Source organism: Robiginitalea myxolifaciens (assembly GCF_900115205.1).
GTDB lineage: Bacteria > Bacteroidota > Bacteroidia > Flavobacteriales > Flavobacteriaceae > Robiginitalea > Robiginitalea myxolifaciens.
This window is the reverse complement of record NZ_FOYQ01000001.1, coordinates 1,557,226-1,582,573: the sequence shown is the minus strand read 5'-3', so window position 1 is coordinate 1,582,573 and position 25,348 is coordinate 1,557,226. Positions and strand designations below refer to the sequence as shown.

The 25,348-nt window shown below is 51.1% G+C and carries 26 protein-coding genes; 11 read left to right on the top strand and 15 right to left on the bottom strand.

The annotated features are described in order from the left end of the window. Nucleotides 1-35: 35 nt before the first annotated feature. Together pckA and BM318_RS06985 are read right to left on the bottom strand one after the other, a co-directional pair. Nucleotides 36-1,652: a phosphoenolpyruvate carboxykinase (ATP) gene (gene pckA / locus BM318_RS06990; RefSeq protein ID WP_092981782.1), complete on the bottom strand. Its 1,617-nt coding sequence runs from the start codon at nucleotides 1,650-1,652 to the stop codon at nucleotides 36-38. Between the two features lie 68 nt (nucleotides 1,653-1,720). Further along, entirely contained in the window at nucleotides 1,721-2,104 is a 384-nt protein-coding gene (locus tag BM318_RS06985; protein ID WP_092981780.1) for a DUF423 domain-containing protein, read from the bottom strand. Between the two features lie 68 nt (nucleotides 2,105-2,172). On the opposite strand from BM318_RS06985, the gene BM318_RS06980 reads away from it, so the two are divergent. Together BM318_RS06980 and BM318_RS06975 are read left to right on the top strand one after the other, a co-directional pair. After that, nucleotides 2,173-3,546, top strand: coding sequence for a saccharopine dehydrogenase family protein (locus tag BM318_RS06980; protein WP_092981778.1), 1,374 nt, complete (start codon nucleotides 2,173-2,175; stop codon nucleotides 3,544-3,546). Nucleotides 3,547-3,587: 41 nt separating this feature from the next. Then, nucleotides 3,588-4,058 carry an Lrp/AsnC ligand binding domain-containing protein gene (locus BM318_RS06975; protein WP_092981777.1) on the top strand — a complete coding sequence of 157 codons (471 nt, stop codon included), beginning with the start codon at nucleotides 3,588-3,590 and terminating at the stop codon, nucleotides 4,056-4,058. A gap of 15 nt (nucleotides 4,059-4,073) precedes the next feature. On the opposite strand, the gene BM318_RS06970 is transcribed toward BM318_RS06975, so the two are convergent. The 3 genes from BM318_RS06970 to leuS all read right to left on the bottom strand — a co-directional run bounded on the left by BM318_RS06970 (nucleotide 4,074) and on the right by leuS (nucleotide 9,032). Then, complete coding sequence (locus BM318_RS06970) at nucleotides 4,074-4,769, bottom strand: zinc metallopeptidase (protein WP_092981776.1); 696 nt, start codon at nucleotides 4,767-4,769, stop codon at nucleotides 4,074-4,076. A 114-nt stretch (nucleotides 4,770-4,883) separates the two neighbouring features. Beyond that, nucleotides 4,884-5,987, bottom strand: coding sequence for an alanine dehydrogenase (gene ald / locus BM318_RS06965; protein ID WP_092981775.1), 1,104 nt, complete (start codon nucleotides 5,985-5,987; stop codon nucleotides 4,884-4,886). A 207-nt stretch (nucleotides 5,988-6,194) separates the two neighbouring features. Beyond that, nucleotides 6,195-9,032: a leucine--tRNA ligase gene (leuS, locus tag BM318_RS06960; protein ID WP_092981774.1), complete on the bottom strand. Its 2,838-nt coding sequence runs from the start codon at nucleotides 9,030-9,032 to the stop codon at nucleotides 6,195-6,197. Between the two features lie 102 nt (nucleotides 9,033-9,134). Here leuS and BM318_RS06955 point away from each other — a divergent pair, with 102 nt between their 5' ends. From BM318_RS06955 to BM318_RS06935, 5 genes are read left to right on the top strand one after another with little or no spacing between them, the layout of a single operon-like run. Beyond that, on the top strand, nucleotides 9,135-10,013 hold the full coding sequence (locus tag BM318_RS06955; protein ID WP_092981772.1) for a cell division protein FtsX: 879 nt from the start codon (nucleotides 9,135-9,137) through the stop codon (nucleotides 10,011-10,013). Nucleotides 10,014-10,031: 18 nt separating this feature from the next. After that, nucleotides 10,032-10,304, top strand: a complete 273-nt coding sequence (locus BM318_RS06950; RefSeq protein WP_092981770.1) for a DUF3098 domain-containing protein — start codon at nucleotides 10,032-10,034, stop codon at nucleotides 10,302-10,304. Beyond that, nucleotides 10,305-11,102: an undecaprenyl-diphosphate phosphatase gene (locus BM318_RS06945; RefSeq protein ID WP_092981768.1), complete on the top strand. Its 798-nt coding sequence runs from the start codon at nucleotides 10,305-10,307 to the stop codon at nucleotides 11,100-11,102. A 3-nt stretch (nucleotides 11,103-11,105) separates the two neighbouring features. Further along, entirely contained in the window at nucleotides 11,106-11,858 is a 753-nt protein-coding gene (gene truB / locus BM318_RS06940) for a tRNA pseudouridine(55) synthase TruB (protein WP_092981766.1), read from the top strand. Between the two features lie 26 nt (nucleotides 11,859-11,884). Then, nucleotides 11,885-12,601 (top strand): hypothetical protein, encoded by a 717-nt coding sequence (locus BM318_RS06935; RefSeq protein ID WP_092981764.1) that lies wholly within the window; start codon nucleotides 11,885-11,887, stop codon nucleotides 12,599-12,601. On the opposite strand, the gene BM318_RS06930 is transcribed toward BM318_RS06935, so the two are convergent. From BM318_RS06930 to BM318_RS06905, 6 genes are read right to left on the bottom strand one after another with little or no spacing between them, the layout of a single operon-like run. Then, nucleotides 12,589-13,230, bottom strand: coding sequence for a thioredoxin family protein (locus tag BM318_RS06930; protein ID WP_092981762.1), 642 nt, complete (start codon nucleotides 13,228-13,230; stop codon nucleotides 12,589-12,591). The two genes, BM318_RS06935 and BM318_RS06930, sit on opposite strands and share 13 nt — an antisense overlap. A 30-nt stretch (nucleotides 13,231-13,260) precedes the next feature. Continuing rightward, nucleotides 13,261-14,127 (bottom strand): YitT family protein, encoded by an 867-nt coding sequence (locus BM318_RS06925; protein ID WP_245759762.1) that lies wholly within the window; start codon nucleotides 14,125-14,127, stop codon nucleotides 13,261-13,263. A gap of 31 nt (nucleotides 14,128-14,158) precedes the next feature. Beyond that, the gene (locus tag BM318_RS06920) at nucleotides 14,159-15,775 is read right to left on the bottom strand and encodes a TolC family protein (RefSeq protein ID WP_245759761.1); all 1,617 of its coding nucleotides are present in this window, start codon (nucleotides 15,773-15,775) and stop codon (nucleotides 14,159-14,161) included. Next, nucleotides 15,772-17,124, bottom strand: a complete 1,353-nt coding sequence (locus BM318_RS06915) for an HlyD family secretion protein (RefSeq protein ID WP_092981758.1) — start codon at nucleotides 17,122-17,124, stop codon at nucleotides 15,772-15,774. The genes BM318_RS06920 and BM318_RS06915 overlap by 4 nt, the downstream gene beginning before the upstream one ends. Nucleotides 17,125-17,130: 6 nt before the next feature. After that, complete coding sequence (locus BM318_RS06910) at nucleotides 17,131-18,798, bottom strand: peptidase domain-containing ABC transporter (protein ID WP_092981756.1); 1,668 nt, start codon at nucleotides 18,796-18,798, stop codon at nucleotides 17,131-17,133. After that, complete coding sequence (locus BM318_RS06905; RefSeq protein ID WP_092981754.1) at nucleotides 18,782-19,471, bottom strand: TetR/AcrR family transcriptional regulator; 690 nt, start codon at nucleotides 19,469-19,471, stop codon at nucleotides 18,782-18,784. The genes BM318_RS06910 and BM318_RS06905 overlap by 17 nt, the downstream gene beginning before the upstream one ends. Nucleotides 19,472-19,628: 157 nt before the next feature. Between BM318_RS06905 and BM318_RS06900 the strand changes: the two genes are divergently transcribed. From BM318_RS06900 to BM318_RS06885, 4 genes are read left to right on the top strand one after another with little or no spacing between them, the layout of a single operon-like run. After that, nucleotides 19,629-19,979, top strand: a complete 351-nt coding sequence (locus BM318_RS06900) for a hypothetical protein (RefSeq protein WP_143099936.1) — start codon at nucleotides 19,629-19,631, stop codon at nucleotides 19,977-19,979. Nucleotides 19,980-20,006: 27 nt separating this feature from the next. Then, nucleotides 20,007-20,570: a DNA-3-methyladenine glycosylase I gene (locus tag BM318_RS06895; protein WP_092981750.1), complete on the top strand. Its 564-nt coding sequence runs from the start codon at nucleotides 20,007-20,009 to the stop codon at nucleotides 20,568-20,570. Continuing rightward, complete coding sequence (locus BM318_RS06890; RefSeq protein WP_092981748.1) at nucleotides 20,557-21,165, top strand: hypothetical protein; 609 nt, start codon at nucleotides 20,557-20,559, stop codon at nucleotides 21,163-21,165. The genes BM318_RS06895 and BM318_RS06890 overlap by 14 nt, the downstream gene beginning before the upstream one ends. Beyond that, on the top strand, nucleotides 21,152-21,868 hold the full coding sequence (locus BM318_RS06885) for a DUF2490 domain-containing protein (protein ID WP_092981746.1): 717 nt from the start codon (nucleotides 21,152-21,154) through the stop codon (nucleotides 21,866-21,868). Before BM318_RS06890 ends, BM318_RS06885 begins: the two co-directional genes overlap by 14 nt. Here BM318_RS06885 and aat read toward each other — a convergent pair. The 4 genes from aat to BM318_RS06865 form a co-directional block, all read right to left on the bottom strand. Further along, nucleotides 21,855-22,520, bottom strand: coding sequence for a leucyl/phenylalanyl-tRNA--protein transferase (gene aat, locus BM318_RS06880; protein ID WP_092981744.1), 666 nt, complete (start codon nucleotides 22,518-22,520; stop codon nucleotides 21,855-21,857). The genes BM318_RS06885 and aat overlap by 14 nt on opposite strands. A gap of 18 nt (nucleotides 22,521-22,538) precedes the next feature. After that, complete coding sequence (locus tag BM318_RS06875) at nucleotides 22,539-23,957, bottom strand: short-chain fatty acid transporter (RefSeq protein WP_092981742.1); 1,419 nt, start codon at nucleotides 23,955-23,957, stop codon at nucleotides 22,539-22,541. A gap of 39 nt (nucleotides 23,958-23,996) precedes the next feature. Continuing rightward, nucleotides 23,997-24,374: a DUF3127 domain-containing protein gene (locus tag BM318_RS06870; RefSeq protein ID WP_092981740.1), complete on the bottom strand. Its 378-nt coding sequence runs from the start codon at nucleotides 24,372-24,374 to the stop codon at nucleotides 23,997-23,999. Nucleotides 24,375-24,438: 64 nt separating this feature from the next. Then, the gene (locus tag BM318_RS06865; protein WP_092981738.1) at nucleotides 24,439-25,335 is read right to left on the bottom strand and encodes a flavin reductase family protein; all 897 of its coding nucleotides are present in this window, start codon (nucleotides 25,333-25,335) and stop codon (nucleotides 24,439-24,441) included. Between the last annotated feature and the right edge of the window lie 13 nt (nucleotides 25,336-25,348).

The following is a 25,348-nucleotide window of genomic DNA, read 5'->3' as shown; positions in this document are numbered from 1 at the left end:
TTGGCACAGCTGCCTAGTCCGATAGACAACATTCCTTAGAAGGCGTAACGCTGTGGTCCGCCCCGGCGAATTTCCTCGCTGGCGTATTGCTCAAATTTCTTGAAGTTTTCCCGGAAAGCGTTGGTGAGCTTGAAGGCCATGGTATAATAGGCCTCATCGTCGTTCCAGGTTGCCCGTGGACTCAACACGCTGGTCGGTACGCCAGGACATTCTCTGGGTTGTGCTACCCCGAAGACCGAATGGATGTGGTAGGTGTCGTAGGAGTATAGCCCCAACTCGCCACTAAGGGCGGCATGGATCATAGCACGGGTATATTCCAGTTTCATCCGGGTTCCTACCCCGTAAGGTCCGCCGGTCCAGCCCGTATTGATCAACCAGACATTAGTTCCGGCTTCTTTCATTTTCCTGCTGAGCATTTCGGCATAGGCCGTCGGGTGCAGCGGCATAAAAGGTGCTCCGAAACAAGCTGAAAATGAGGGTACCGGTTCATTGACTCCGGCTTCCGTGCCGGCTACTTTTGCGGTATAGCCCGAAATAAAGTGGTAGGCAGCCTGGGCCGGGGTTAAGCGGGAAATAGGTGGAATAACCCCGAAGGCATCTGCCGTAAGGAAGAAAATATGTTTTGGGTTTCCTCCGATAGAAGGTACCTGTCTGTTTTCAATATGGGTAAGGGGATAACTTACCCGGGTATTCTGGGTAATGCTGGTATCGGCAAAATCTACCTTCCCCTGATCGTCCATCACGATATTCTCCAGGATAGCTCCTTTTTTAATGGCGCGGTAAATTTCCGGTTCCTTTTCTTCGGATAGGTTAATTACCTTGGCATAGCAGCCCCCTTCAAAGTTAAAAATGCGGTCCTGTGCGGTCCACCCGTGCTCATCGTCCCCAATCAGTTTACGTGTTGGGTCGGTAGACAGGGTGGTTTTCCCGGTTCCGGAGAGGCCAAAAAAGATGGCCGTCTCCCCGTTGTCCCCGACATTGGCCGAACAGTGCATCGGCAGGGTATTTTTAAAGGTCGGGAGGATAAAGTTCAGTGCGGAGAATATTCCTTTCTTGATTTCCCCGGTATATCCCGTCCCCCCGATCAGGGCAATTTTACGGGTGAAGTTCAGAATGGCAAAGTTGTGTTGCCGCGTTCCGTCTACTTCCGGATCGGCCATAAAACCAGGGGCGTTTACCACCGTCCATTCCGGAGTAAAATCCTCCAACTGATCCTGCTCTGGCCGGATAAACATATTGTACACGAAAAGGTTGGACCAGGGATATTCGTTAATTGCCCGGATAGGCATTCGGTACTGGGGGTCGGCACAGGCAAAACAATCCCGGACAAAAACTTCTTTTCCACCCAGGTAGGCCGTAACCTTATCGTATAATTTGTCGAATGCTTCCGGCTCAAAAGGAATGTTGACGGAACCCCACCAAATCCGTTCTTCGGTAACACTATCTTTTACGATAAAGCGATCCATGGGAGAACGACCCGTAAACTCCCCGGTCTCAATAGCGAGGGCTCCCGAGTCGGCCTCGCGGCCCATCTTTTTTTCCAGTGTAATCCTATGTAATTCTTCGGGGGATAACTGGTAGTGCACCGTCCCGGGATTTATTCCATAAGGAGTTAACGAAATCGTTTTCGTAATTGAAGCAGATGAAGGCATTCTACAGTTGTTTTTTGTTGTGCAAAATTAGAAAAATATAGGGGTTAGGGCGAGAAAATTCTCATAAGTTAGGCCAACGACCGTAAAACCCGGATAAGCAACAGGACCCAGCCACCTATGAGTAATAATCCCCCCAGTGGCGTAACCCAAAAGAGGAATCCCGGGTCTATTCCCAGCAATGGTCCCAAAGTGAGCAGGTAAATGGATCCGGAGAAACAAATAACCCCCCAAAATATCAGGCGATAGATCCACCGTTTATCCGAATCCGGAAGCGGTACTACCCCAAGAAATAGCAGAAAAAGGGCATGAATCATCTGGTAGTCCGTAGCGGTCCCAAAGCTGGATAAGGCATCCGGTTCGAGCAGGGCCTCAAGGGCATGCGCACCCAGCGCTCCCAGGACCACAGCAATCCCACCCAAAACAGCTCCGGTCGCTAAAATTGTTTTGTTCATAACCAGTTTGCTCAATATTTTTACAAATGTAACATTTTGATACCTTTGATACCCTAAAGCTACGCACTATGCCGAGAACCATCCTTCTGGTAGGCGCTGGAAAATCCGCATCGTATTTGATCCATTATCTCCTGGAAGAAAGTATGGCCCAGGATCTTGTTTTGCGGATTGCCGACAAAGAGCCCGATAATCTCCCGGAAGCTGTTCTCCGGCACGATCGGTCTGAGGTTTTTCAGCTCGACATTGCCGATGCGCCGGCGCGGCGGGAAGCGGTTTCCCAGGCCGATATCGTCATTTCCATGCTACCCCCAAGCCTGCACCTGGAGCTGGCCAAGGACTGTCTGGAATGCGAGCGCAATCTGGTTACAGCCTCTTATGTGAGTGAAGGAATGCGCGCCCTGGATGCAGAAGTGCGCGCTAAAGATCTCATCTTCCTCAATGAGATGGGATTGGACCCTGGGATCGACCACATGAGTGCGATGCAAGTGATCGATCGTATCAAGTCCAAAGGCGGTGAGCTACTGCTCTTTGAATCCTTTACCGGCGGGTTGGTTGCCCCCCAATCCGACACCAACCTCTGGAACTATAAATTTACCTGGAACCCACGGAACGTGGTCCTTGCCGGTCAGGGCGGAGCCGCAAAATTCATTCAGGAAGGCACTTATAAATACATCCCGTACCACAAGTTGTTCCGCCGCACCGAATTTTTGGAGATCGAGGGCTACGGCACTTTCGAAGTATATGCGAATCGGGATTCCCTGAGCTACCGGGAAGCTTATGGATTGCAGGATGCGCTGACCCTCTACCGGGGTACCATACGCCGTGTGGGGTACTCCCGGGCGTGGAATATTTTTGTTCAGCTCGGGATGACCGACGACAGCTACCAAATCGCCAATTCCCAAGGGATGTCCTACCGGGATTTCACCAATCTGTTCCTGCCTTATTCCCCTACGGACTCCGTGGAACTAAAGTTACGCCACTACCTCAAAATCGATCAGGACGATATCCTCTGGGGGAAATTGATGGAATTACAGCTTTTCGACGGCGATCTGAAAATTACCCAGGCCAACGCCAGCCCGGCACGGATCCTGCAGGAAATACTGGAATCTTCCTGGACCCTGGGCCCGGAAGACCAGGATATGATTGTGATGTATCACAAATTCGGGTATAGCCTGGGCGGAAAAAAACACCAGATGGACGCCCATATGGTGGTTCTTGGAGAAAACCCCTCCCTCACGGCCATGGCCAAAACCGTAGGCTTGCCGGTTGCCATGGGAACCCTGAGAATCCTCAATGGGGAAGTTTCGGCCCGCGGGGTACAGATCCCGATTAGTGCAGAGATTTACAACCCGGTAATCGAAGGCCTGGCGAAAAATGGAATCGTCTTCCGGGAAGTAGAAAAACCCTATTTGGGATACAACCCGGATTCGGTAGCGAGCTAAGCCAAAGAGTTGCCTTATCTTTAAGGCGTAACTCGTAGCTCATGAAATCCAAGACCGGCCCGCTTCCTTTGGATGGAATCGATAAAAAGATTTTGCGTCAATTGATGACAGACGCCCGTACCCCTATTCTTGAGATTGCCCGGAATATTGGGATCTCCGGGGCTGCTATCCACCAGCGACTCAGAAAACTCGAAAAGTCGGGACTCTTGTCAGGCTCCAAGTTTGTAGTGAACCCCAGGGTTTTGGGCTACACCACTATGGCTTATATCGGGATTTACCTGGATAAGGCCATGAGCAACCCCCGTGCCGTAGGGGAACTCGAAAAAATACCCGAGGTACTCGAATGCCACTACACCACGGGCAATTGGTCCATTCTGATTAAAGTGCTTTGCCAGGACAACGAACACCTGATGGTGGTCCTCAATAAAAAAATCCAGCAAATTGAAGGCGTCTCAAGAACAGAAACCTTCATTTCGCTGGATCAGCAGATAGACCGGCAGATCAGTATCTGATACGGCCGGTTTTTTCTAATCTCTTCCGCCAAAAACCTGTAAGCCCCAATAAACCAGGGTAGCCAGGGAACCGATCGCCGCAACCAGATAGGTGCGCGCGGCCCACTTCAGGGCGTCCTCCGAGCCTTTGAATTCCTCGGGGGTAACGACATTTTTGGTTTTGAGCCAGGCCAGGGCACGATTGCTGGCATCGTACTCCACGGGAAGGGTAATAAAACTGAATAAGGTAGCCATGCCCATCATAATGAGCCCGGCTACAGCCACCCAGAATCCAATCCCTACACCCTGGGCAGCTCCGAGGATAATACCTCCCAATACTACCCACATAGACATACTCGAAGTTACACTGACCACAGGGACCAGTTTGGAGCGCATGGTCAGCCATTCGTAGGCCTGGGCATGCTGCACGGCGTGGCCCACCTCGTGGGCAGCTACGGCAGCAGCGGCAGCATTGCGCTGGTGATAGACCCCTTCACTGAGGTTAACCGTCTTGTTTCTCGGGTTGTAGTGGTCGGTGAGCATTCCGGCGGTACTGATGACTTTTACATCGCGAATACCGTGGTCGGAAAGCATTTTTTCGGCGATTTCAGCCCCACTCATCCCATTGCGCAAATGCACCTTGGAATAGTGCTTAAACTTACGCTTGAGCTGTGCGCTAACCAGCCAGCTGACCAGGGCAATCGCACCGATTAATATATAGTATCCCATCATGATTTCTAGCGTTTTAGGTAATTAAAGATACTCCATATAACGCAAAAACCCGGCCAAAGGACCGGATTTCCGCACTGTGGGGTGAAACAGGTAATTCTGTCAGGGTGGGGCCTGTCAGACTACCCATTTTTCGTCAAAGCCAAAGGCCTCAGCGATACCGTCGTGGACTACTTCGCCACGTATTATATTCAATCCCTTGTTCAAACAGGGATTATCCGCACATGCTGCTTCCCAGCCTTTGTCGGCCAGTTCCAGCACGTAAGGGAGCGTTACATTGGTAAGCGCCAGGGTAGAGGTATAGGGCACTGCCCCCGGCATATTGGCCACGCAATAATGGACCACATCGTCAATGATAAATACCGGATCTTCGTGGGTGGTAGGATGAGACGTTTCTACGCAACCTCCCTGATCTACCGCAACATCCACGATTACCGCTCCCGGATGCATAAGCTTGAGCATATCCCGGGTAATCAGTTTTGGAGCGCGACCTCCTTTGACCAGAACCCCCCCGACAATAAGATCGTGGGTGGCAACGTGCTTGCGGATATTGAACTCATTGGAGAATTCCGTTACCACATGGGGTGGCATCACGTCATTGACATAACGGAGCCGCTTCATATTGATATCCAGAATGGTCACATGCGCGCCCAAACCGGCTGCCATTTTTGCCGCCTGGATTCCTACTACCCCGGCGCCCAGGACCAGTACGCGTCCCGGTGGCACCCCGGGAACACCGCCGAGCAATACCCCGCGCCCTTTTTTGGGCTTCTCCAGGTATTTCGCCCCTTGCTGTATGGCCATTCGGCCGGCCACTTCTGACATTGGAGTGAGCAGCGGGAGGGAACCGTCCGATTCCTCAACCGTTTCATAGGCAATACAAATTGCCTTGCTCTCCATCATGGCTTCGGTAAGTTGCAAACTGGAAGCGAAGTGGAAGTAGGTAAATACGATCTGGTTCTTTTGCACCATTCCGTATTCCTCAGCAATGGGCTCCTTGACCTTTACAATCATCTCGCTGATCGCATAGACCTGCCCTATGGTATCGAGGATATGTGCCCCGACTTTCTTGTAATCGCCATCTGTAAATCCGCTACCCAGGCCAGCCCCGGTTTGCACATAGACGGTATGGCCTTTTTGTACGAGCTCGAGTACCCCGGCAGGCGTCATGCCCACGCGGCTCTCATTGTTCTTAATCTCCTTTGGAATACCTATTACCATGGGAAAAATTTTGTGTTCGAAGCTGAAGATGCAACCTCCTGAGGAGCGAGAGAAGAAAAATCGATAAAAGCAGGGGTATTCACTACGATTTCGATTGATACCCCAAAACTACCCCCTTTTTTGATGGGGGTAGCACCCAACTAATTCAGGTTTTCAACAAGTTATTCACGAAGTGACAGGGGGCCGGTTGGCGATAGGCTAAAGTCCTTACCCGACGATATTGACAATCTTTCCGGGAACCACAATTACCTTTTTCGGAGTACGCCCGTCTAGCTGTTTCTGAGTGCGGGCGTCGGCCATGACCTGTGCTTCAATTTCCTCCCGGCTGAGATCCAGGGGAAGTTCCAGGGTAAAGCGCATTTTTCCGTTGAAGGAAATGGGATATTCCTTGCTTTGTTCCACCAGATACTTCTCCTCAAATTGCGGGAAGGCGGCAAAGGCGATGGAATCGGTATGCCCTAACTTTTTCCAGAGCTCCTCAGCGATGTGGGGAGCATAAGGGGAAAGCAGGATGGCTAGTGGCTCCAGCACATCTCGCTGTCGGCATCCCTGACTGGTGAGTTCATTCACGCAGATCATCAATGAGGAGACCGTCGTATTAAAGGAGAACCCTTCGATATCGTCCTGGACTTTCTTGATGGTCTTGTGCAAGGTTTTCATGTTCTCGGCGGAAGCCTTATCGTCCAGTACCTCAAAGCTGCGATCAGCTCCCTGGTGATAGAGCTTCCACAACTTTTTCAGGAAATTGTGCACCCCGCTTAGTCCGGCGGTATTCCAGGGCTTGGATTGTTCCAGGGGTCCCAGGAACATTTCGTAGAGTCGGAGTGAATCCGCCCCGTATTCCTCACAGATCTGATCGGGGTTAACGACGTTATACCAGCGCTTGGACATCTTTTCGACTTCCCTGCCTACAACATATGCCCCGTCCTCAAGTTCGAATTCGGCATCTGCGTACTGGGGTTGCCACTTTCGGAGCGCCTCGAGATCCAATTCGTCCGAAGCATTAATAAGGTTTACATCTACCCGCAATTCCTCGACCTGCTGATCGCCGATCAATCCCTTGCTCAGATAGGTGTTGGTGCCACTCTTGCGGTATACCACCGCACTCGTCCCCAGGATCATTCCCTGATTGATGAGTTTTTTGGCGTATTCCTCCACCGGCACCCAACCCCGGTCGTACATAAAGTATTGCCAGAAACGCGAATACAACAGGTGTCCTGTGGCGTGCTCGCTTCCTCCAATGTAGAGGTCGACATCCTGCCAGTATCCGATGGCCTGATCGCCTACCAGGGCCGCGCTATTGTCCGGGTCCATATAGCGGTTGAAATACTGGGAGCTCCCCGCCCATCCGGGCATGGTGTTCAACTCCAATGGAAATACGGTTTTGTGGTCGATGCGGTCATTTGCCGTGACGCTCAGGGTCTCGGCATCCCAGGCCCAGTGGGTGGCGTTCCCCAGAGGAGGTTCCCCGGTTTCAGTAGGCAGGTATTTTTCCACCTCAGGTAATTCCAGGGGCAGGCAGTCCTCCGGGATCAGGTGCGGAAGTCCCTCGGCATCGTAATACACCGGAAAAGGCTCCCCCCAGTACCGCTGTCGGCTAAAGACTGCATCCCGCAGGCGGTAGTTTATCGTCCCCTTGCCCAATCCTTTGGCTTCCAGGGCCTCAATCACAGCATTGGAGGCCTCCTTGTAGCCCATGCCATTGATAAAATCAGAGTTGGCGATTACCGTGCCTGCCTTGTCGGCATAGGCCTCCTCCTCGATGGAGACTCCTTCGAAGATGTTGGGAATGGGCAGGTCAAAGTGTTTCGCAAAATCGTAGTCGCGTTGGTCCCCGCAGGGCACCGCCATCACCGCTCCGGTTCCGTAGCCGGCCAGGACGTAATCCCCGATCCAAATCGGAATGTCTTCTCCCGTTAGAGGGTGCTCGGCATACGCTCCGGTAAATACTCCGCTGATGGACTTTACATCGGCCATACGCTCGCGTTCACTCCGCCGGGCAGACGCCTCCACATAGGCTTCGACAGCTTCACGCTGTGCTTCAGTGGTTAATTCGGGAACCAGGTCGTGCTCCGGTGCAAGGGTCATGAAACTAACCCCATAGATGGTATCGGGCCGTGTGGTAAATACTTCCAGGTCGTACCGCTCCCCTCCCGGTTTAACAGGTTTGGAACGAAAGGTCACCGAGGCTCCCTTGGAGCGACCGATCCAGTTGGTCTGGGCATCCTTCAACGGCTGGGGCCAGTCAATGGTGTCCAGGCCATCGAGCAGGCGTTGGGCATAAGCGGTAATACGCATGCTCCACTGGGTCATTTTTTTTCTAATCACCGGATAGCCCCCGCGTTCGGAAACCCCGTTGACTACCTCATCATTGGCCAATACAGTTCCCAGCTCAGGACACCAGTTTACCTCAGTATCGGCCAGGTATGTCAGGCGGTACTTCAGTAGGATGCGCTGCTGTTCCGCCTCGCTCATGGCCTGCCACTCGGCTGCGGTAAACGCCGGCGTATCCTCGTCACAGGCTGCATTCACCGCTGTATTTCCACCGGCCTCGAATGCCGAGATCAGGGTAGTCAAATGCTCTGCCTTATCGCTGTCCCTATTATACCAGGAATCGAACAATTGCATGAAAACCCATTGGGTCCAGTGGTAGTACTCCGGGTCTGAAGTGCGGACTTGCCGGCTCCAATCATAGGAAAAGCCCAACTGGTCTAGTTGTTCGCGGTAGCGTGCAATGTTGGTGCGGGTAGTGATGGCCGGATGTTGCCCGGTCTGGATAGCGTATTGCTCCGCAGGCAATCCAAAGGAATCGTATCCCATGGGCTGCAGGACATTAAATCCCTGATGCCGCTTATAGCGCGCATAAATATCGCAGGCAATATAACCCAGGGGGTGCCCGACGTGCAGCCCGGCCCCGGAAGGGTAGGGAAACATAGTTAGGGCATAGAACTTGGGTTTCTCGTTGGGGTGCTCAGCGCGGAAGGTTTGGTTTTCCGCCCAAAAGCGCTGCCACCTGGACTCGATTTCCCTGAAATTGTACTGCATGTTTGCGGGGATTCTGCAGGGCGGACGCCCGGTCTATTTATTCCGCGCAAAAATAAAAGGAATCCATATACTTTCCTATTTTTGAGTATTGTTAATGCCCTCATGAGCAAGTCCTTCGAACGATATCAAAAGCGCAAGCTGATATCCTCTTATTTCTCCGTTATCCTGAGCATCGCCCTGGTGCTCTTCCTGCTGGGTATCCTGGGCTTGTTGGTGCTCAATACGCGCAAGCTGGCCGACCATTTTAAAGAACAAATAACCATCTCCGTGTTTTTCAGCGATACCGCCAATCAGGTGGAAATTGACCAGCTGCAGAAACAACTGGTGCTCTCGGAGTACACCAAATCGGCCGATTTTGTCTCCAAGGAAGAAGCTGCTGCCCTGCACAGCGAGGAAATCGGCGAAGATTTTATGGAGTTCCTGGGGGAAAATCCACTGAAAAATTCCATAGATGTGCACCTGAATGCCGCTTATGTGTCGCCAGAACAAATCGATTCGATCGCGGCGGCCCTGGCCGAGCGTCCCTTTATTGAGGAAGTGAGCTACGACCGACCTACCATTGCACTGCTGACCGAAAATACCCGGCGCATTGGGCTGGGCATCCTGATCGCCTCCGGCGTGTTCACTCTGATTGCGGTCCTACTGATCAATAGTTCCATCCGCCTATCGATCTATTCCAAACGCTTTATCATCAAAACCATGCAGATGGTTGGGGCCACCAAATCCTTTATCCGCAGGCCCTTTATATGGAACAACATCAAGCTTGGGCTCATAGGCGCCGGCCTGGCCTTACTTGGACTCTATGGGCTACTTTACTACCTGAATCAGAATTTCCCCGAACTGGGACTGTTTGAAGACCTCCCGGAATTGGGGATGGTATTCGGAGGGGTACTGCTGCTGGGTATCGTTATATCCTCGGCCAGCACTTATTTTGCTACCCAGCGCTTCCTTAACCTGAGAACGGACGATTTATATTATTGATTCCCGTAACTTTGCCCTATGAGCAAATCGAAGAAACCCACCGATTCGCAGAAGCCCCGCAAGGAGTTTATCTTCCAGAAGCGCAACTACCAGCTTATGTTTGTTGGTCTTGGCCTGATAGCCCTGGGCTACATCCTCATGGCAGGGGGTGGCAGCGACGACCCCAATGTCTTTGATGAAAGTATATTCAGTTTTCGGCGTATTCGCCTGGCACCTACCCTGGTTTTGATTGGCCTGGGTATACAGGTCTATGCGATACTCGCCTCTCCTTCCAAAAAGAACAAGAATTAATTGGATCTGCTCGATGCCATTCTGCTCGGGATAATCCAGGGGCTGACCGAGTTTCTGCCAGTTTCCTCCAGCGGACACCTGGAATTGGGCAAGGCCCTATTGGGAGATGATTCGCTTCCTCAGGAAAGCCTGCTCTTTACCGTAGTCCTGCACTTTGCCACTGCCCTGAGCACCCTGGTGGTCTACCGTAAGGATGTTGCAGATATCCTGCGCGGCCTCTTTCGATTTAAGAACAATGAAGAGTTTCGATTTTCCCTGAAGATTGTACTTTCCATGATCCCAGCCGTGCTGGTTGGCCTTTTCTTTGAAGCGGAATTGGAACAATTTTTCTCAGGAGATATCGCCTTTGTCGGCGGGATGCTCCTGCTTACCGGCGTCCTGCTTTTCCTGGCAGACAAAGCCCGGAATACCACCCGCAACGTGGGTTATGGCCACTCGATTATTATCGGGATCTCCCAGGCCATTGCCATGCTCCCGGGAATCTCCAGAAGTGGGGCAACCATAGCGACCTCCGTGTTATTGGGGATCGACAAGAGCAAAGCCGCACGTTTTTCATTTCTGATGGTCGTTCCCCTGATCCTTGGGAAAATTGCCCGGGATATCCTGGGCGGGGAATTGGTGTTGGAGGAAGCCCTCTATGGACCCATGGCAGCCGGATTTATTGCCGCTTTTGTAGCCGGCCTGCTCGCCTGCACCTGGATGATACGCCTGGTGCGCAACAGCCGCCTCACCGTTTTTGCCGTATATTGCCTGGTCGTTGGCCTGCTGGCAATTGCCGCGGGAGTCTGGTGGTTATAACCTATGGAACTCAGCAAAGAAGCCTTTCTGGAAGGACAGGTACTGTTAGTGGACAAACCCTATGGTTGGTCGAGCTTCCAGGCCGTAAACGCCATTCGATGGACTATTCGTAAAGCCTTTGGCTTGCGGAAAATAAAAGTCGGTCATGCCGGTACCCTGGATCCCCTGGCTACAGGCCTGTTACTTATTTGTACGGGCCGAAAAACAAAGACCATTGCGGAGCTTCAAGGACAACCCAAAGAATACACCGGCACCCTGGTTTTGGGGGCAACCACCCCTTCTTATGACCTGGAAACGGAACCGGAACCCTTTGGGCCCTGGGATCACCTCGAGGAGGCGTATCTGGAGGCGAGCACTCAAAAATTCCTCGGGAATATCCAACAACGCCCGCCTGTTTTCTCCGCAGTGAAGAAAGACGGCAAACGCCTTTATGAATTGGCCCGGAAAGGGGAAACCCCGGATATCCCGGCTAGATCCGTTCAGGTCACCGCTTTTGATCTGACGCGGATTGCACTGCCGGAAATCGACTTTCGCGTGGCTTGTGGCAAGGGCACCTATATCCGTTCCCTGGTCCATGATTTCGGGCAGGACCTGGGATCCGGGGCTTACTTAAGTGCCTTGAAAAGAACCAAAATAGGCGATTATCACGTATATAATGCTCAGACACCTAATGAAATAAAGGGAATATTCCGGGAAGCAGGCTACCCCATTCCTCCCGACAAATCCAAGGGGGAACTCCCCCGGGGAATAAAATAAATCCCTTTAAAAACGGTTATAGGAATATGAATTTGAACCGCAGTCAATTGGCAATGCTAATAACCGGCTTTACGCTGGGTATCGTTGTATTGACCCTGTTCAACATTCACCTGGGCGCCGAAGTTGAGGAGGAATACGTCATTGAAATGGCCCTGGCCGATGAGGTGCTGGAGGAATTGATCCGCCAGGAAGAGGAACTTCGGGAAGCCGAAGCCGCTGATCCGATCAAGAGCCACATGGCCATGAACGAGACGGCCAAACCCACTTTTGGACAGCCCGAACCCCTGAAGACGCTAGAAGAACTGATGGCAGAACGCCAAATGGATGCCTCCGATAGTGACGCAACTCCGGGAGAAGGGGAATATGCCGAAACCCTTAAAGAACTCGCCCAAAAAAGGGAGGAAGCCAAACAACTGCTCGGCGAAAAAGAAGCGGAGAAAAAGGAATACACCAATTATCTGAAGGACAAGCGTACTTCGATTACGTATTCCCTTGTCGAGCGGAATGCGTACGAACTTCCCCCACCGATCTATACCTGTATCGAAGGAGGAAAGGTGGTTATCAATATCGAGGTAGACTCCCGTGGATTTGTAACCGAAGCCTCCTTTAATGCCAAAAGTTCTGGAACGGACAACGGATGCCTCGTAGATAATGCGATTGCTTATGCGCTGCAGGCCCGTTTCAACAGTTCAGGGCGCGCTACTCAAAAAGGCACCATTACCTATTTATTTCAGAGTAAATAGGCCAACTCCTCAGCGATATGCTGTCCCCTGTCTTTATTGTACCACTGCTGCAATTCCTCCCGGAATTCGGCCGTTAATTTTCCATGTGCGGCTTTATAATCCTGTACCAATTTTCTAGCCGGTACAGGACGCGGGCCCCATTCGGCCAGCACTTTTTCCTGGTTTTGATCCAGTATCAGCAACTTGGGAATCGATAGGGCACCATCGGTTCTGAACTGCTCCATCAACTCGGGGTGGTCGTCCCGGGAAGCAATGCGCAAATCTATTCCGGGTATGGCCCGTGCAAAAGCATCGGCTAGCGGTAGCATGGGGGCGGCATCGCCACACCAGGTTTCGGTGAGTACCAGCCAGGTACGCTTTGGGGCAGACGTAGCCGCGAGGAGGTCCTTAATTTTGCTGGCAACAGTCTCGGGAAACCGAAAGGTTTTCTCCCAGCGCTTCATCCGGCGGTGGTTCAAGAGGGTATATTGTATGCGATCCGGGCTTTGCTGTATTCCAGAGGTCTCTCCGGCCTCGACCTGCCGCGCCATTTCCTCCCGATACTGCGAGTAGGACCAGGAGTCCTTGAGCGCCTGTTTCAGGCCGGCGCGAATCGTTTCATTCAGGAGTGTGTCTGCTCGATTTGTCATGGGGCATTAGTAGTACTATCCTGAGATTACTTACAGGGTCCTCTTTTTGATCATCCCTCCCCGGGTATCGCTTATCCTGCTCATTACCACAAAAGCATCGGGATCGATCCGATCCAGCTCGCGATAGAGCTTGTAGATTTCCAGTCGGGTAATCACGGTATAGATGGCCTGGTAATCGGTATGTTCGCCTTCCTCCCGATACCCGCCCCGAACAGGGATCAGGGTAAGCCCGCGCTTCATGGTGTTTACAATCATCAGGCGTACGGCCTCGCTCTCAGTAGAAATGATGGTCACGGCGGTGTATTCCTCCAGGCCGTCCACCACAAAGTCAAGTGTTTTGGAGGCCGCCAAATAGGCTAGCATGGAGTACAACGCTGCTTCGATGGATAGGAAATAAGCAGCCGTCAGGAAGATTATGATGTTGACCAGGATAATGATATCCCCAATCTTTAACCCGGAGCGACGACTGAGGAATATGGCCAGGATTTCGGTCCCGTCCAGTACAGATCCCCCCCGAATGGATAGGCCGATGCCTGCCCCCAGGAAAAATCCCCCGAATACGGATACCAAAACCTTGTCTTCGGTAATTTCCGGGAAATCAAAAACGAACAATACCAGGGCCAGCAAGGCAATCGAACCCATGGTTTTCAGCGCAAACCACTTTCCCACAACGCGAAATCCCAAGAGAATAAAGGGGGCATTCACGATTAGGATCATTAACGACAGTGGGGTTTGGGTAACCTCGGTAATCAGCAGGGAAATCCCCGTAGCCCCGCCATCGATGAACTGATTGGGCAAGAGGAACCCCTCCAGCCCGAAGGCGGCAGAAAATACCCCGGCAATAATCAGGAGAATGTCCGCCCCGGGAAATCGATATTTACTATGGCCAGCTTTCAATTTTGCATGCTGTAATTTAATTTGACCAGGCTCAAGGGTCCTGCAATTCCAGCTCCGGATTAATCGCCAGGGCTTTAAATAGTTTCGCTTTGGTGAGCAAATACTTGTTCTGAACCTCATTGGATTTAAGCCGGGCATCGATCAGGGAACGCTCCCGGGAATTGATCAGGAATATGGAACTCTCCCCAAAACTGAACTTGCGCTCTTCGGCCTGGAGCATGATCCTGTAGTCCCTGACAATCCCGGAAATCAGTAAATTTTGCCGCTCGAAGGATTCCAGTTCATTGCTCAACGCCGCCAATTTGTTGCGAATACTCACAAAGGCATTATCCCTTTCGAACTGGGCATCCTGAAGCTTAAATTTAGCCATGCGCAGGGCTCCCCGTTCCTTGCGCAGAAACAGGGGAACGCTGAACGTTATTCCCCCCTTGTACTCCTGGGTTTCGAAAGAGTTTATAAATTCCGGGGTCTCTGTGAGGAAATTGTACTCCACATCGAGCTGGGGCAGAAGCTGGTTGATCTTAAGTCGCTTGTCGACGAGCAATCCCCGCACCTTGTTGTCCAGAGAACGCAATTTGGGATGTGCCGTCAGATCCAGACTATCGGCAATGACATTATCCAGGTCCAGGGCTATATCCACGGCTCTGGCCGGGTCAATCTCCGGGCGCACCGCATCCTGAATCTCAATCGGAATATTGTCGTCGAGCCAGAGGAAATTCGATAACTCCAGGGATTTGTTCCGATACATTACCTTTGCCTGTTCCAGGCTCAACATTCGGTTTTGCACCGCTATTCCGGCTTCAGTGGTATCGATACCTGCAATATCTCCGGCCAGGGCCGAACGGCGGATACCTTCGTAGCGCAACTCGGCATTCTGCAGGAAGCCCTCGTAGACCAGGAGGTCCCGATAGGATTGGAGCCAGTCAAAATAGGCCTGGGAAGCATCGTAGAGTATTTTGTTGATCAGGATGTCCCGGTCGGCCTGGCTCTGACGCTCAAAAAACCGTGCCTTCCTCAGGGTAGCCATCCGCTCATTGATCCAAAATCCTTTCAAAACGGAGACACTTACCCCCGCACTGTATAGTCCATCTGTTGGTACGGAGTCCTCGGGGTTCAGAAAATCACCTTCGTTTTGCTCGAATTGCCCTTTAAATTCCACCCCAAACCAGGTTGGGATTTTAAAGGTCGCATTGAGCCTGTCGTAGTATTCCGTGCCCTTGAATTTCTTCCGGTCGTAATCCACGGCCAGTTTTGGATCAAAGCCGCCTCGGGAACGCAACAGATTGGCTTCGGCACTGGCCAGGACCAATTGAGCCTGACGGGCAACAGGATGGAATTGTTTCACAAAGGCCAGGTACTCCCGGAATCCCAGAACCAGGGAATCGGGCACCAGTGTATCCAAGGCTGTATCATCGGCATACCGTTGGTTTTGGCGCGGGTCCGAAGCTGGCAAAGCTGATGGGACAGGTGGCAAATCAATAGCCATCCCTGGCCTGATAAGACTGTCCGGTATGGCTGGCTTAAGGGAATCAGGGATAGCCGGAATTTGACGCGCCGCCCCTTCCGGAAGGGTTGGCGGTACCTGGGCCGTCAATCCTCCTGCCCAAAGCATGAGCAAAACTAATATGGCAGGAAATCTCCTGGTCATTTTTTCTTTGTTTGGGCCATGTTATCTTCTGGCTGATAGTAATTCGGTGGGAAACCGTTTAGCTGTCGCCATAACTCAAACCAAATAGGAACATCATTCAGCAGGGCAATGGTTTGGGCCCCGGAGCCAACACGCAGATCTTCCGGCCACGGGTGATCATCAGGATCAGGTGCTATCAATATTCGATATTTCCCATTAGGGCTGATGTAGGTTTCTACAGCAACAATGGTTCCCCCATAGGTACCGTAACTTACATTGGGCCAACCACTGAAGATTATCACCGGCCATCCGTCGAACTGGATGCGCACTTTTTCCCCCCGGTGTACCAGAGGCAGGTCCAGAGGGTCAACGAAAGATTCCACAGCAAGGTCTACTTTTGCCGGCATTATCCCTACCAATTCATCGCCTTCTTTAAAGGTTTCCCCTACTCCGCCCTGCAGGGCTTTATTGATATAACCGCTGCGGGGGGCTCGAATATAGTAGAGATCTGTTCGCCGCTCGTAGTTGGAATATTCATTCTCCAGTTTAGTTACCTGTGCTTCCGAATCGAACTGCGAGGATTCCGCAGTAGCCCGGTCCGATCTGGCTTTCGAAATTTTATCGGTATACTCCGCCTGTATGCGCCCAATCTCTACTTTGGCGTTGATTACCTCGTTTTTTGCCGCATAGAGTTTATTTTCCTGCGAGATCAATTTGGCCTGCGATTCCTGCAATTTGAGTCGTTTTTCTTCGACATCAGTGACTGCCTTGAGACCTTCTTCCTGCAAGAGTGCCGTCCGGTCATATTGCCGCTGGGCAATAGTAATCTGGGTTTTAGCGGCCTCCAGATCTATACTATCGCTTTGAACTTTCAGATTGGCCTGGATCAATTTATTACGCGCCTGTTCCAATTTCAATTCACGCTCGTTTATCAGGGCTCCTACCTGGGAGTCGAGCGCCAGAACTTTTTGCTGATAACTCGAAACCGCTCGGCTCTTGGCATCGATCTGTTGTTGTGTCCGGGTCAAAAGCAGCGGGTCAAAGTATTCGTTCTTGACCTCGGAAACAAACAGGATGGTATCCCCGGCTTCTACATAATCTCCTTCCCGCACGTACCAGCGTTCTATCCTTCCGGGTATCGGGGATTGAATGGTTTGTGGTCGCTGCTCCGGAGTCAGGGTCGTCAGGAAACCTCTCCCGCGAATGTTCTGAGTCCATGGAAGGAAGAGAACAATTAAGCCAATACCTGCAAATGCCAACAGAAAGCGATTGAAATACTTGTAGTGCCGCCTGTGGAATACACGACGCGAGGCTTTAAACCGACTCATGTCTACTTTGCCGTGCAAAGGGCTGTTACTGATATTCAGCATAAGATTTTATTTTACTTGTTTCCCGTTCTCGATCTTGATCGTCCGGCCACAACGATCGGCCCATAATGGGTTGGTGCTCACAACCACCAAGGCCCAGGTATGCGATCTGTCTGTTAGGTATTTCATGATTTTATCTGATTCCTGCTGTCCGAACTGATCCAGGGGATCTTTCAAAATGAGCAGGCTTGGCTTATGCAGTATACTTCGAGCCAGGACTATTTTCTTTGAAACCGTGTAAGGTATCTGACGACCCTCAGGGTATAAAACCGTCTTAATACCTTTGGGTTGTTCTTGAACAAACTTTAGCAGATCTAAGGCTTCCAGGACTTCGTAGACTCGCTCTTGTTCGATACTGGAATCTCCGAAAGTGAGATTGTCTAGGATCGTACCTTCAAAAGGACTCTCCTCTGGAAGGGATTGACCGACCATAGCCCTGTAGTGGTTCAAATGAATTGCTTTGATAGAGACATCATTGATAAATATCCGGCCTTCCGTAGGTTCCAGAATTCCTGCGATCATTCGCAGTAAGGTGGTCTTACCCGATCCCGGAGGCCCTTGAATGACTGTTGAGGTTCGCGGTAGGATTTCCAGGTTGATGTTGTCTAATATTTTTTTGTCTCTGTCGGGAACCGAATAGGATACGTTTTCGAGTCGCACGAGCAAATCCTGGCCTATCTTGAAGGGTTTTTCACCCTCCTGGTCTTCCAATTCCTTATCGACCACCTGCCCGAGCTTCTCCAGCGAGGTAAGCAAATCGTAGAAGGTCTCCAGACCCAGTATCAGCTTCTCCACGGAGCCGATAACGAGGAGAATAATGAGTTCTGCAGCCACAAACTGACCAATATTCATCTCCTGGTTCAGAACCAAAAGTCCTCCTATCAATAACAATCCAGCAGTTACCAGGACTTTGAATCCAATCATCTGTATAAACTGCAGTACCAGAACCCGGAAGTGACTTTCACGGGCCTCCAGGTAATTGGCCACCAGCGTATCATTCTTGTCCAGTGCATGGGAGGTTTGTCCCGATAGCTTAAAACTCACGATGGAGCGGGCAATTTCCTGGATCCAGTGCGCAACCCGGTACTTGTGTTTCGACTCCAGCAAGCTGGTCTGCATTCCTTTTCGAACGGTAAACTTAAACACCACGTAAATCAACAGGATCAAAAGCAAACCGTAGATAATGAAAAATGGGTGGTAAAACGATAGCAGCATTAATCCGAAAATTATCTGCAACAAGGCGGCGGGGAAATCGATCAGGATTTTGGCCAGTGACTTTTGTACCGTAAGGGTATCAAAAAAGCGGTTGGCCAATTCCGGGGGATAGTAATTCGTAAGCTCCTTCATCCGAATTTTTGGGAATCGGAATGCAAATTCGAAAGAAGACAGGGTAAAAATTTTCTGCTGCAGGTTCTCAATAATTCTAATCTGCATGAGCTGTAATACGCCAACGAAGGCAACGCCCAGCGTTACCAGGACAACCAGGACTATCCATGACGTGCTCACCTGCGCTCCCTGGATCAGGTTTATTATGGCCTGAATTCCAAGGGGAAGCGAAAGATTCACCAAGCCCGCAAAAATGGCATAGTAGAAAATCTGCAGAACGTCCTTGCGTTCCAGGTTCAGTAATCCTACCAACCGCTGCCAGCTGGTCAAGGTCTTATTTTTCTTTTCCATATGTATCTAAAGATGAGAATACTACCTGTTTGAAGAATTTGGTAAGGTCCTGCGGATCATTACAGTTTGTCAGCGAGGGAAAGTGCGCTGCCAGAAAATACTGGTGTAAAGAACCCTCCAGAATGGTACTTACCAGGCTATTTGAGTAGGGATAGTCTGGTAAAACATTCGATATCATTTCAGAGACCCGTGCAATCAGGCGTTTGTAAATTTCAAAATACCCAGCCTTGTTTTCTTCATCTACTTCAGCGGTCAGAAACGGCTTGGAATATTCATTGACCATGATCCGGTTAAGGGCAACCTCATCGATATGCCCAAAGGCATCGTCGGTTTCGACCGGCTGGGTGATTACCGTTAGCGCCCGATCTAATTTCTCTCTGGCATCGGTAATGCTGTTGGTCTCCAGGACCAACCTGTATTCCAACCACCCCCAGTACCAGGAAGTCAGATAAATCAGGAATTTGTGCTTATTCTCAAAATAGCGGTACACGGAACTCTCATTGGAACCGATCCGCTCTCCTAATTTCCTGAAGGTGAAGTTGTCGAAGCCCGAACTAGCAATCATATGGATGCCTTCACTAATCATTCGCTTACCCAAATCAGACGACTCGGGATTTTTCAGGTAAATCCCGGGATTAATGGTGATCTGGATATGATGTATGAGATTCTGCATGGTCCAGAAATTTTGCGCTAAAATAATAGTAATACTATCATATATAGGTAGATTAACTATTATTTAACAAAAGTATTGCTACCGTAGTTTTGTAGAAATTTGTTAATTTTGCAAAGTAAGTGGAGTAATTGATGTTAATTTTAAATTATTCGTAATTATGAGGTCTTTATTTGTCATTTTCGCAATTATGGCTGGTGTTTTAACTTCTCAGGCTCAGGCAACTACTGTAGAGGAAGGGGATACTTTTACCCTCCAGGTTCCTGAAAACAACCGCTTCGCATACGTGGGTGTCCCCAAACCCAACATCCTGATCAAAAGAGGTTCCGTGGCCACTGCCAAGAGTTTAAACCATCGCAAAGTGGTGGTAAAAGAAGTTATCCGGGAAGACGGGCAGATTCGCTTGGTGCTCGAAGCTACCGACGGCAGAAAATTCTTCCGCCACTACCGTACCCTGCCTGCAAGCTGGCCCGAAGCGGTAAACTCGGGAGAGTTAAAACCGGTGCGATAATCCGGCAGAATATCCTAACTTCATGGCATGGAAACCTACCGCTGTCCCTGGTGTAAGGGCGACCCTGTCTATGAAGCTTACCACGATACCGAATGGGGGGTTCCGCTGCGGGACGACTACAAGCTTTTTGAATTTTTAATCCTCGAAACCTTCCAGGCCGGCCTGAGTTGGATTACCGTGCTGCGGAAAAGGGATCACTTTCGGAAGGTCTTTGATCAATTCGATTTTGAGAAGGTTGCCAGGTACGACGAGGCGCGCATGGAAGCCCTTCGGAACGATCCCGGGATTATTCGGAATCGTTTGAAAATCAAAGCGGCGGTTACCAATGCCCAGGCTTTTATCCGGGTACGCGAATCCTATGGATCCTTTAGTGCATACCTCTGGGATTTTATAGGTGGAAAGCCCATTGTAAATCAGGTATCCAACTATAAGGAAGCCCCTGCGACCACGCCCCTTTCGGATGCGCTTAGTAAAGACCTGAAAAAAAAGGGGTTTTCTTTTGTGGGGAGTACCGTTGTTTATGCCTTTATGCAGGCCACCGGTATGGTTAACGATCACGAAACCCAATGTTTTCGCTATGAAGAAGTTTAGCGTCCTGATAATTCTGATGGTATTTTTCAGCGGGCAGGCTCAGGAAGCCGGCAATAACAAAGCCTCGAATAACATCAAATACGAACGGGAATTTCGTATTCGCAAAGACCAGTTCCCGGCCAAAGCGCTGCAATCCGTAGAAAACTATCTGCCCGAAGTGCGGCGATTGCGATTCTACCGGGAGATCGACAGCAATCGCAGCAGTTACGAGGTAAAATTCAAGTACGTTCGCCTGCACTACAGTGTGGAATTTTCGGCTGAAGGGGAGTTGGAGGATGTGGAAGTGCGCATTAAACCGGTGGATATTCCAACCGATAGTTGGAAGGCCATTACCGGGGACCTCAACCAGCGTTTCAGCAAGTACCGCGTTCGGAAAATTCAGCAGCAGTATCCCCGGGAAGCCTTTCCCTCGGCAGAAAGCACCCTGCAAAAAGCTTTTCAAAATCTGATCCTCCCGGAAATCCGATACGAAATAATCGTTCAGGCCAGGACAGACAGAGGATTCCTGAATTATGAGATCCTCTACGATGCTAACGGCAGATTTTTAAACTTGAGAAAATCGCTGCCGCCGAATTACGATCATGTACTCTACTAAGCGGTCCGGGAATTGGTGGGGCAAGTCCCTGTATCTATTCTGGCTGATACTCATTAGTTGGACGCATGATGGATTGAAGGCTCAGGAAAACTTTACGGGCTATTTACAGCCATCCGTGGCCTTGAGTTACAAACTAAGCCCTCGGGTAAGCCAGAATGCCGCCCTGAACCTGCGGACTTTTTACTATCGCGATGCGGCCTATGATTTGCAGACCCGTCAACTAGATGCCGTACTGTTTACGCAATATGCGCTAAGCGGAAATCAGACCTTGAGTTTTGGGATTCAATACCGATTTCGGAATCCTTTTGAACCGGAAGCGGGCAATGAGTTGCGGCTTACCCAGCAATTCAACACCACCTTGAAACCAGCGGTTTTGCGCTTTGGGCACCGATTCCGGGCCGAACAGCGCATCCGGGAGGCAGGCACTATCCATAGATTCCGGTATCGCCTGGCTATTGACGGGCCATTGCAGGGGGAAAATACCGACGTGGGGGAGGCGTATTGGATTGGCAGCGCGGAAAACTTGCTAAGCGTAGCCAGCGGAAACAGGCCGGAATATGACTTACGGTTAACCGGTTGGATCGGATGGCGGGTTACCGCAAATAGTAAAGTCCAGGCAGGGCCCGAAATTCGCTGGGAAAATTTCCAGGGGGAAACGGAAAAGGTCTTGTTCTGGCAATTGTCCTGGGTTAGCAGTCTTTAGCGGCGAGCTGCTCCAAAAATACCGCCCTCGGGATTTCCCGCGCGCCCAGACTCTCCAGGTGATCGCTATGAATCTGGCAATCGATAAGCACACATCCTTTTTTTTGTTGCTCTTGGACCATGTGGATAAACCCAACCTTAGAGGCATTGCTGGTTGTACTGAACATACTTTCTCCACAAAAAACATGTCCGAGTTCCACCCCGTAGAGTCCCCCAACCAGGGTCCCTTCCTCCCAGACTTCATACGAGACCGCATGGCCCCGTTTATGTAGTTCCAGATATGCTTCTTCCATCCGCTCGGTAATCCATGTTCCTTCCTGATCTTTTCGCGGTGTACGCGCACATTGAGAAACTACTGCCGCAAAGTCCCGGTTCCGGGTTACCTGAAACCTGCCTTTGCGGATCACGCTGCGCATACTCTTGCTGATTTTCAATTCCTCCGGGTACAGTACCATTCGCGGATCGGGACTCCACCAAAGAATCAGGGAATCCTCATTGAACCAGGGAAAAATACCCATGCGATAGGCCAGCAACAGCCGTTCAGGTCGCAGATCGCCGCCCACCGCGAGCAAGCCTTCCGGTCCGGCGAGTTCGGGCGCGGGAAAAACCAGGGCTTCAGTAAGCAAGGGAACCGGGGTTCTGGAATTCGACATCGCAGGGCTGTTTACACCCTACCAAAGTAATAAACCCAGCAGGTAAATGCTACCCCCTGCAAGCATAAATATCAGGGAATAGGGAAGGATTTCACGGGCCTTTAATCGGGTAATGCCCAGCAATGGCAGTGCCCAGAAGGGCTGCAGCATATTGGTCAGCTGGTCTCCATAGGCCAGTGCCATGAGTGCCTTGGATAAGGGGATATCGAGTTTTAAGGCCGCCTCCAGGAATATAGGCCCCTGTACGGCCCACTGTCCCCCTCCGCTGGGAACGAAAATATTGACCAGACCGGCACTGAAGAACGTTAATATGGGCAGGCTTCCCGGTGTTCCCCATTGTACAAACAAGTCGGATATCTGTTCTACCAGCCCACAGTTATTCATGATCCCCATAATCCCGAAATAGAGCGGAAACTGAATGAGTATCCCGGAGGTATCTCCAATAGCTTCCTCTACCGCTTTTCCAAAATTGGCCAGGGAGCCATGAAGGAGTACAGCAAGACCCAGCATAAACAAATTGAGCATATCGGGATTGAGGTTTAGACTGCGCAAGGCGGGCAAATATTGAAGCAGGAAGGCCCCGAAAATCAGCAGGGCAAACCCGGTTGCAACGAAGGGGGAGCGATCAATGCGCTCAGCTCCTCCGGCCTGCGGGTTTTTTACCGGAGATGCATTTTCTGCGGCAGAAATGTGCCTGCTTCCGGGCTCACCGCCCGCAAACCAGGCAGCTGTTCCGGCACTGGGGGTATCCCGTTTGCCAAGGGTATAGGCAACCAACCCGCAAACGGTAAGGACCGCGGCAAAAATCAAAAGATTCTGGATGGAAAAGATCGTGGCGGAGGTCGAAATACTGGAGGGAAGATCGGCAAAAGCCGCCAACCCGGTATTCTGGGACAACAAGGCTGCTACATGACCCGCCTCAGACGCTTTGATAGGGGCTGACCCGCTGATCCCCCCATGCCAGACCATTAGCCCCAGATACCCGCAGGCCCCAATAAGCGGATAGTTTATAGACAAGCCCTTCTCATGGGCAGCCTCCCCCACTTTTCTGGCCAGGATGGCCCCGAAAATCAGACCCAGCCCCCAATTGAAAAAGGCCACCAACATGGTGGAAATCCCTACGATAACAGCGGCCTGTGCGTTAGAATGTATCCCGCTGGTCAGGCGGTTGATCAATCGGCCAGCTGGCCGGCTGAGGACCAATACATGCCCGAGGACCAGGATCAGCATCATCTGGTAGGCAAAAACCAGCAGGTCGCGGTTCCATAGCCCCTTTTCCCAGGCATCGAGAACCTGGACCAATGCATTTCCTTCCGCCTCAAAACGGCCAAAAGCCAGGGCCAGCACTACGGTCAGGGCCGTGAGCAAAATAGCAATAGCCAGAGGGGAAGGCAGAAACCTTCGGTAAGCCGTGGCTATAAGCTTCGATATCCCCATAAACAATGCTTGCCCTACCCGGGTGCGGCCTGTAGCCTGTTAGAAAGGCAGGTCGTCGTAATCCTCTTCCTTGATGTCATCGGCTGGCTCAAAAGCGTCCATGGGAGGAACAGGAGGCATCCCGCCTTCGGCCTGTTCTGCCTGCAGGGCTTCGATCCGCCAACCCTGAATTGAATTGAAGTACTTTACCTCTCCCTGAGGGCTGGTCCATTCCCTTCCTCTCAGGTTAATGCTAACTTTAATTTGCTGTCCTTCTTTGTAGGCATCCAGCAGATCGGTTTTGTCCTGTACAAATTCAATGAGCAGGTGTTGCGGGTACTGATCCTCCGTGGTCAGCACCAATTCTCTTTTGCGGAACCCGTTGGATCCAAAAGTCTTTGTCTCGTCTATTTTTTTAATTGTTCCTTGTACTTCCATCGCTGTATTTGCAGTAATAATTGTTGTTGTTCGTGTTCGATATTCCGTTGTGCTTCCCAATACACTATTCTCCTCCTAAGCCGGCCAGTAAAAGGCACCAGGCCGAATGGGTGTCTCCGGCTTCGAGCAATTTAGCGGCCTGTCGGTGAATGGCCTCGGTATCTCCGGCACTCAATAGCTTGCGAACCTGAAGGTTGGCATTTACAAAGCCGGTTACAGCTTTCGCATTGGGGAGCTGTTCGATATTGCCCAGGCGACCCAGGTCATTTCCGGTAAGCACCTTACTCAATCGTATGGGTGCAGGGATCTGATCTACGCCAATTCCCAGGGTGGAAAGTGGTTTTTCCACCTCAAACAAACCGTTGTTTGCCCGGCTGTACCAATTTCCTCCCATTCGGGAAACCAGGTCCTGTTTTTGAGGATCGGGAAACCCCTGCGCATTGAGTATTCCTGTTTTAAAATGCATGCGGACGACTTCAGAAAAAATGAGATTCCCCGCACCGCCCTTGCGGCCCAGGGGAACAATTTTCGTCACCTTGCATTCGAATTGAGCGGGAGATTCGGCAACCCGGGGCGGACGCACCACTTCAGAAGGCAGCATGGTGAATCCCGCCTTTTCGAATTCATTGACCCCGCGGGGATACTCTGTACTGGCCAGGGACATTTGCTGAACCATCTCATAGCTCACGGTATTGATCACTACTTCCTTGTTGGAACGTATATTTTCCAGGGTGTGCTTTACCGTGTTGTCACGGACCCGGCGGGCAGGAGAAAAGATCATGACCGGGGGATTCGCGCTGAAGACATTGAAGAAGCTGTAGGGCGATAAATTCGGCGTACTTCCACTACCCATAGTACTGGCAAAAGCAATGGGCCTGGGGCCAACGGCACCCAGCAAAAAGCTGTGTACTTCCCGCGTTTCCAGCTCCTTGGGATCCAAACTTAAGATCGATTCAGACATAGCGCCAAAGGTA

Excerpts from the sequence above, each read along its gene's own strand:
- BM318_RS06875 (WP_092981742.1), bottom strand. The coding sequence starts at position 23,957 with ATGGGGATATCGAAGCTTATAGCCACGGCTTACCGAAGGTTTCTGCCT.
- BM318_RS06905 (WP_092981754.1), bottom strand. The coding sequence starts at position 19,471 with ATGCAGAATCTCATACATCATATCCAGATCACCATTAATCCCGGGATT.
- BM318_RS06980 (WP_092981778.1), top strand. The coding sequence starts at position 2,173 with ATGCCGAGAACCATCCTTCTGGTAGGCGCTGGAAAATCCGCATCGTAT.
- BM318_RS06865 (WP_092981738.1), bottom strand. The coding sequence starts at position 25,335 with ATGTCTGAATCGATCTTAAGTTTGGATCCCAAGGAGCTGGAAACGCGG.
- BM318_RS06920 (WP_245759761.1), bottom strand. The coding sequence starts at position 15,775 with ATGACCAGGAGATTTCCTGCCATATTAGTTTTGCTCATGCTTTGGGCA.
- BM318_RS06910 (WP_092981756.1), bottom strand. The coding sequence starts at position 18,798 with ATGGAAAAGAAAAATAAGACCTTGACCAGCTGGCAGCGGTTGGTAGGA.
- BM318_RS06970 (WP_092981776.1), bottom strand. The coding sequence starts at position 4,769 with ATGATGGGATACTATATATTAATCGGTGCGATTGCCCTGGTCAGCTGG.
- BM318_RS06950 (WP_092981770.1), top strand. The coding sequence starts at position 10,032 with ATGAGCAAATCGAAGAAACCCACCGATTCGCAGAAGCCCCGCAAGGAG.
- BM318_RS06915 (WP_092981758.1), bottom strand. The coding sequence starts at position 17,124 with ATGCTGAATATCAGTAACAGCCCTTTGCACGGCAAAGTAGACATGAGT.
- BM318_RS06900 (WP_143099936.1), top strand. The coding sequence starts at position 19,629 with ATGAGGTCTTTATTTGTCATTTTCGCAATTATGGCTGGTGTTTTAACT.
- ald (WP_092981775.1), bottom strand. The coding sequence starts at position 5,987 with ATGGTAATAGGTATTCCAAAGGAGATTAAGAACAATGAGAGCCGCGTG.
- BM318_RS06930 (WP_092981762.1), bottom strand. The coding sequence starts at position 13,230 with ATGACAAATCGAGCAGACACACTCCTGAATGAAACGATTCGCGCCGGC.
- BM318_RS06955 (WP_092981772.1), top strand. The coding sequence starts at position 9,135 with ATGAGCAAGTCCTTCGAACGATATCAAAAGCGCAAGCTGATATCCTCT.
- aat (WP_092981744.1), bottom strand. The coding sequence starts at position 22,520 with ATGTCGAATTCCAGAACCCCGGTTCCCTTGCTTACTGAAGCCCTGGTT.
- leuS (WP_092981774.1), bottom strand. The coding sequence starts at position 9,032 with ATGCAGTACAATTTCAGGGAAATCGAGTCCAGGTGGCAGCGCTTTTGG.
- BM318_RS06985 (WP_092981780.1), bottom strand. The coding sequence starts at position 2,104 with ATGAACAAAACAATTTTAGCGACCGGAGCTGTTTTGGGTGGGATTGCT.
- pckA (WP_092981782.1), bottom strand. The coding sequence starts at position 1,652 with ATGCCTTCATCTGCTTCAATTACGAAAACGATTTCGTTAACTCCTTAT.
- BM318_RS06890 (WP_092981748.1), top strand. The coding sequence starts at position 20,557 with ATGAAGAAGTTTAGCGTCCTGATAATTCTGATGGTATTTTTCAGCGGG.
- BM318_RS06895 (WP_092981750.1), top strand. The coding sequence starts at position 20,007 with ATGGAAACCTACCGCTGTCCCTGGTGTAAGGGCGACCCTGTCTATGAA.
- BM318_RS06885 (WP_092981746.1), top strand. The coding sequence starts at position 21,152 with ATGTACTCTACTAAGCGGTCCGGGAATTGGTGGGGCAAGTCCCTGTAT.
- BM318_RS06935 (WP_092981764.1), top strand. The coding sequence starts at position 11,885 with ATGAATTTGAACCGCAGTCAATTGGCAATGCTAATAACCGGCTTTACG.
- BM318_RS06975 (WP_092981777.1), top strand. The coding sequence starts at position 3,588 with ATGAAATCCAAGACCGGCCCGCTTCCTTTGGATGGAATCGATAAAAAG.
- BM318_RS06870 (WP_092981740.1), bottom strand. The coding sequence starts at position 24,374 with ATGGAAGTACAAGGAACAATTAAAAAAATAGACGAGACAAAGACTTTT.
- truB (WP_092981766.1), top strand. The coding sequence starts at position 11,106 with ATGGAACTCAGCAAAGAAGCCTTTCTGGAAGGACAGGTACTGTTAGTG.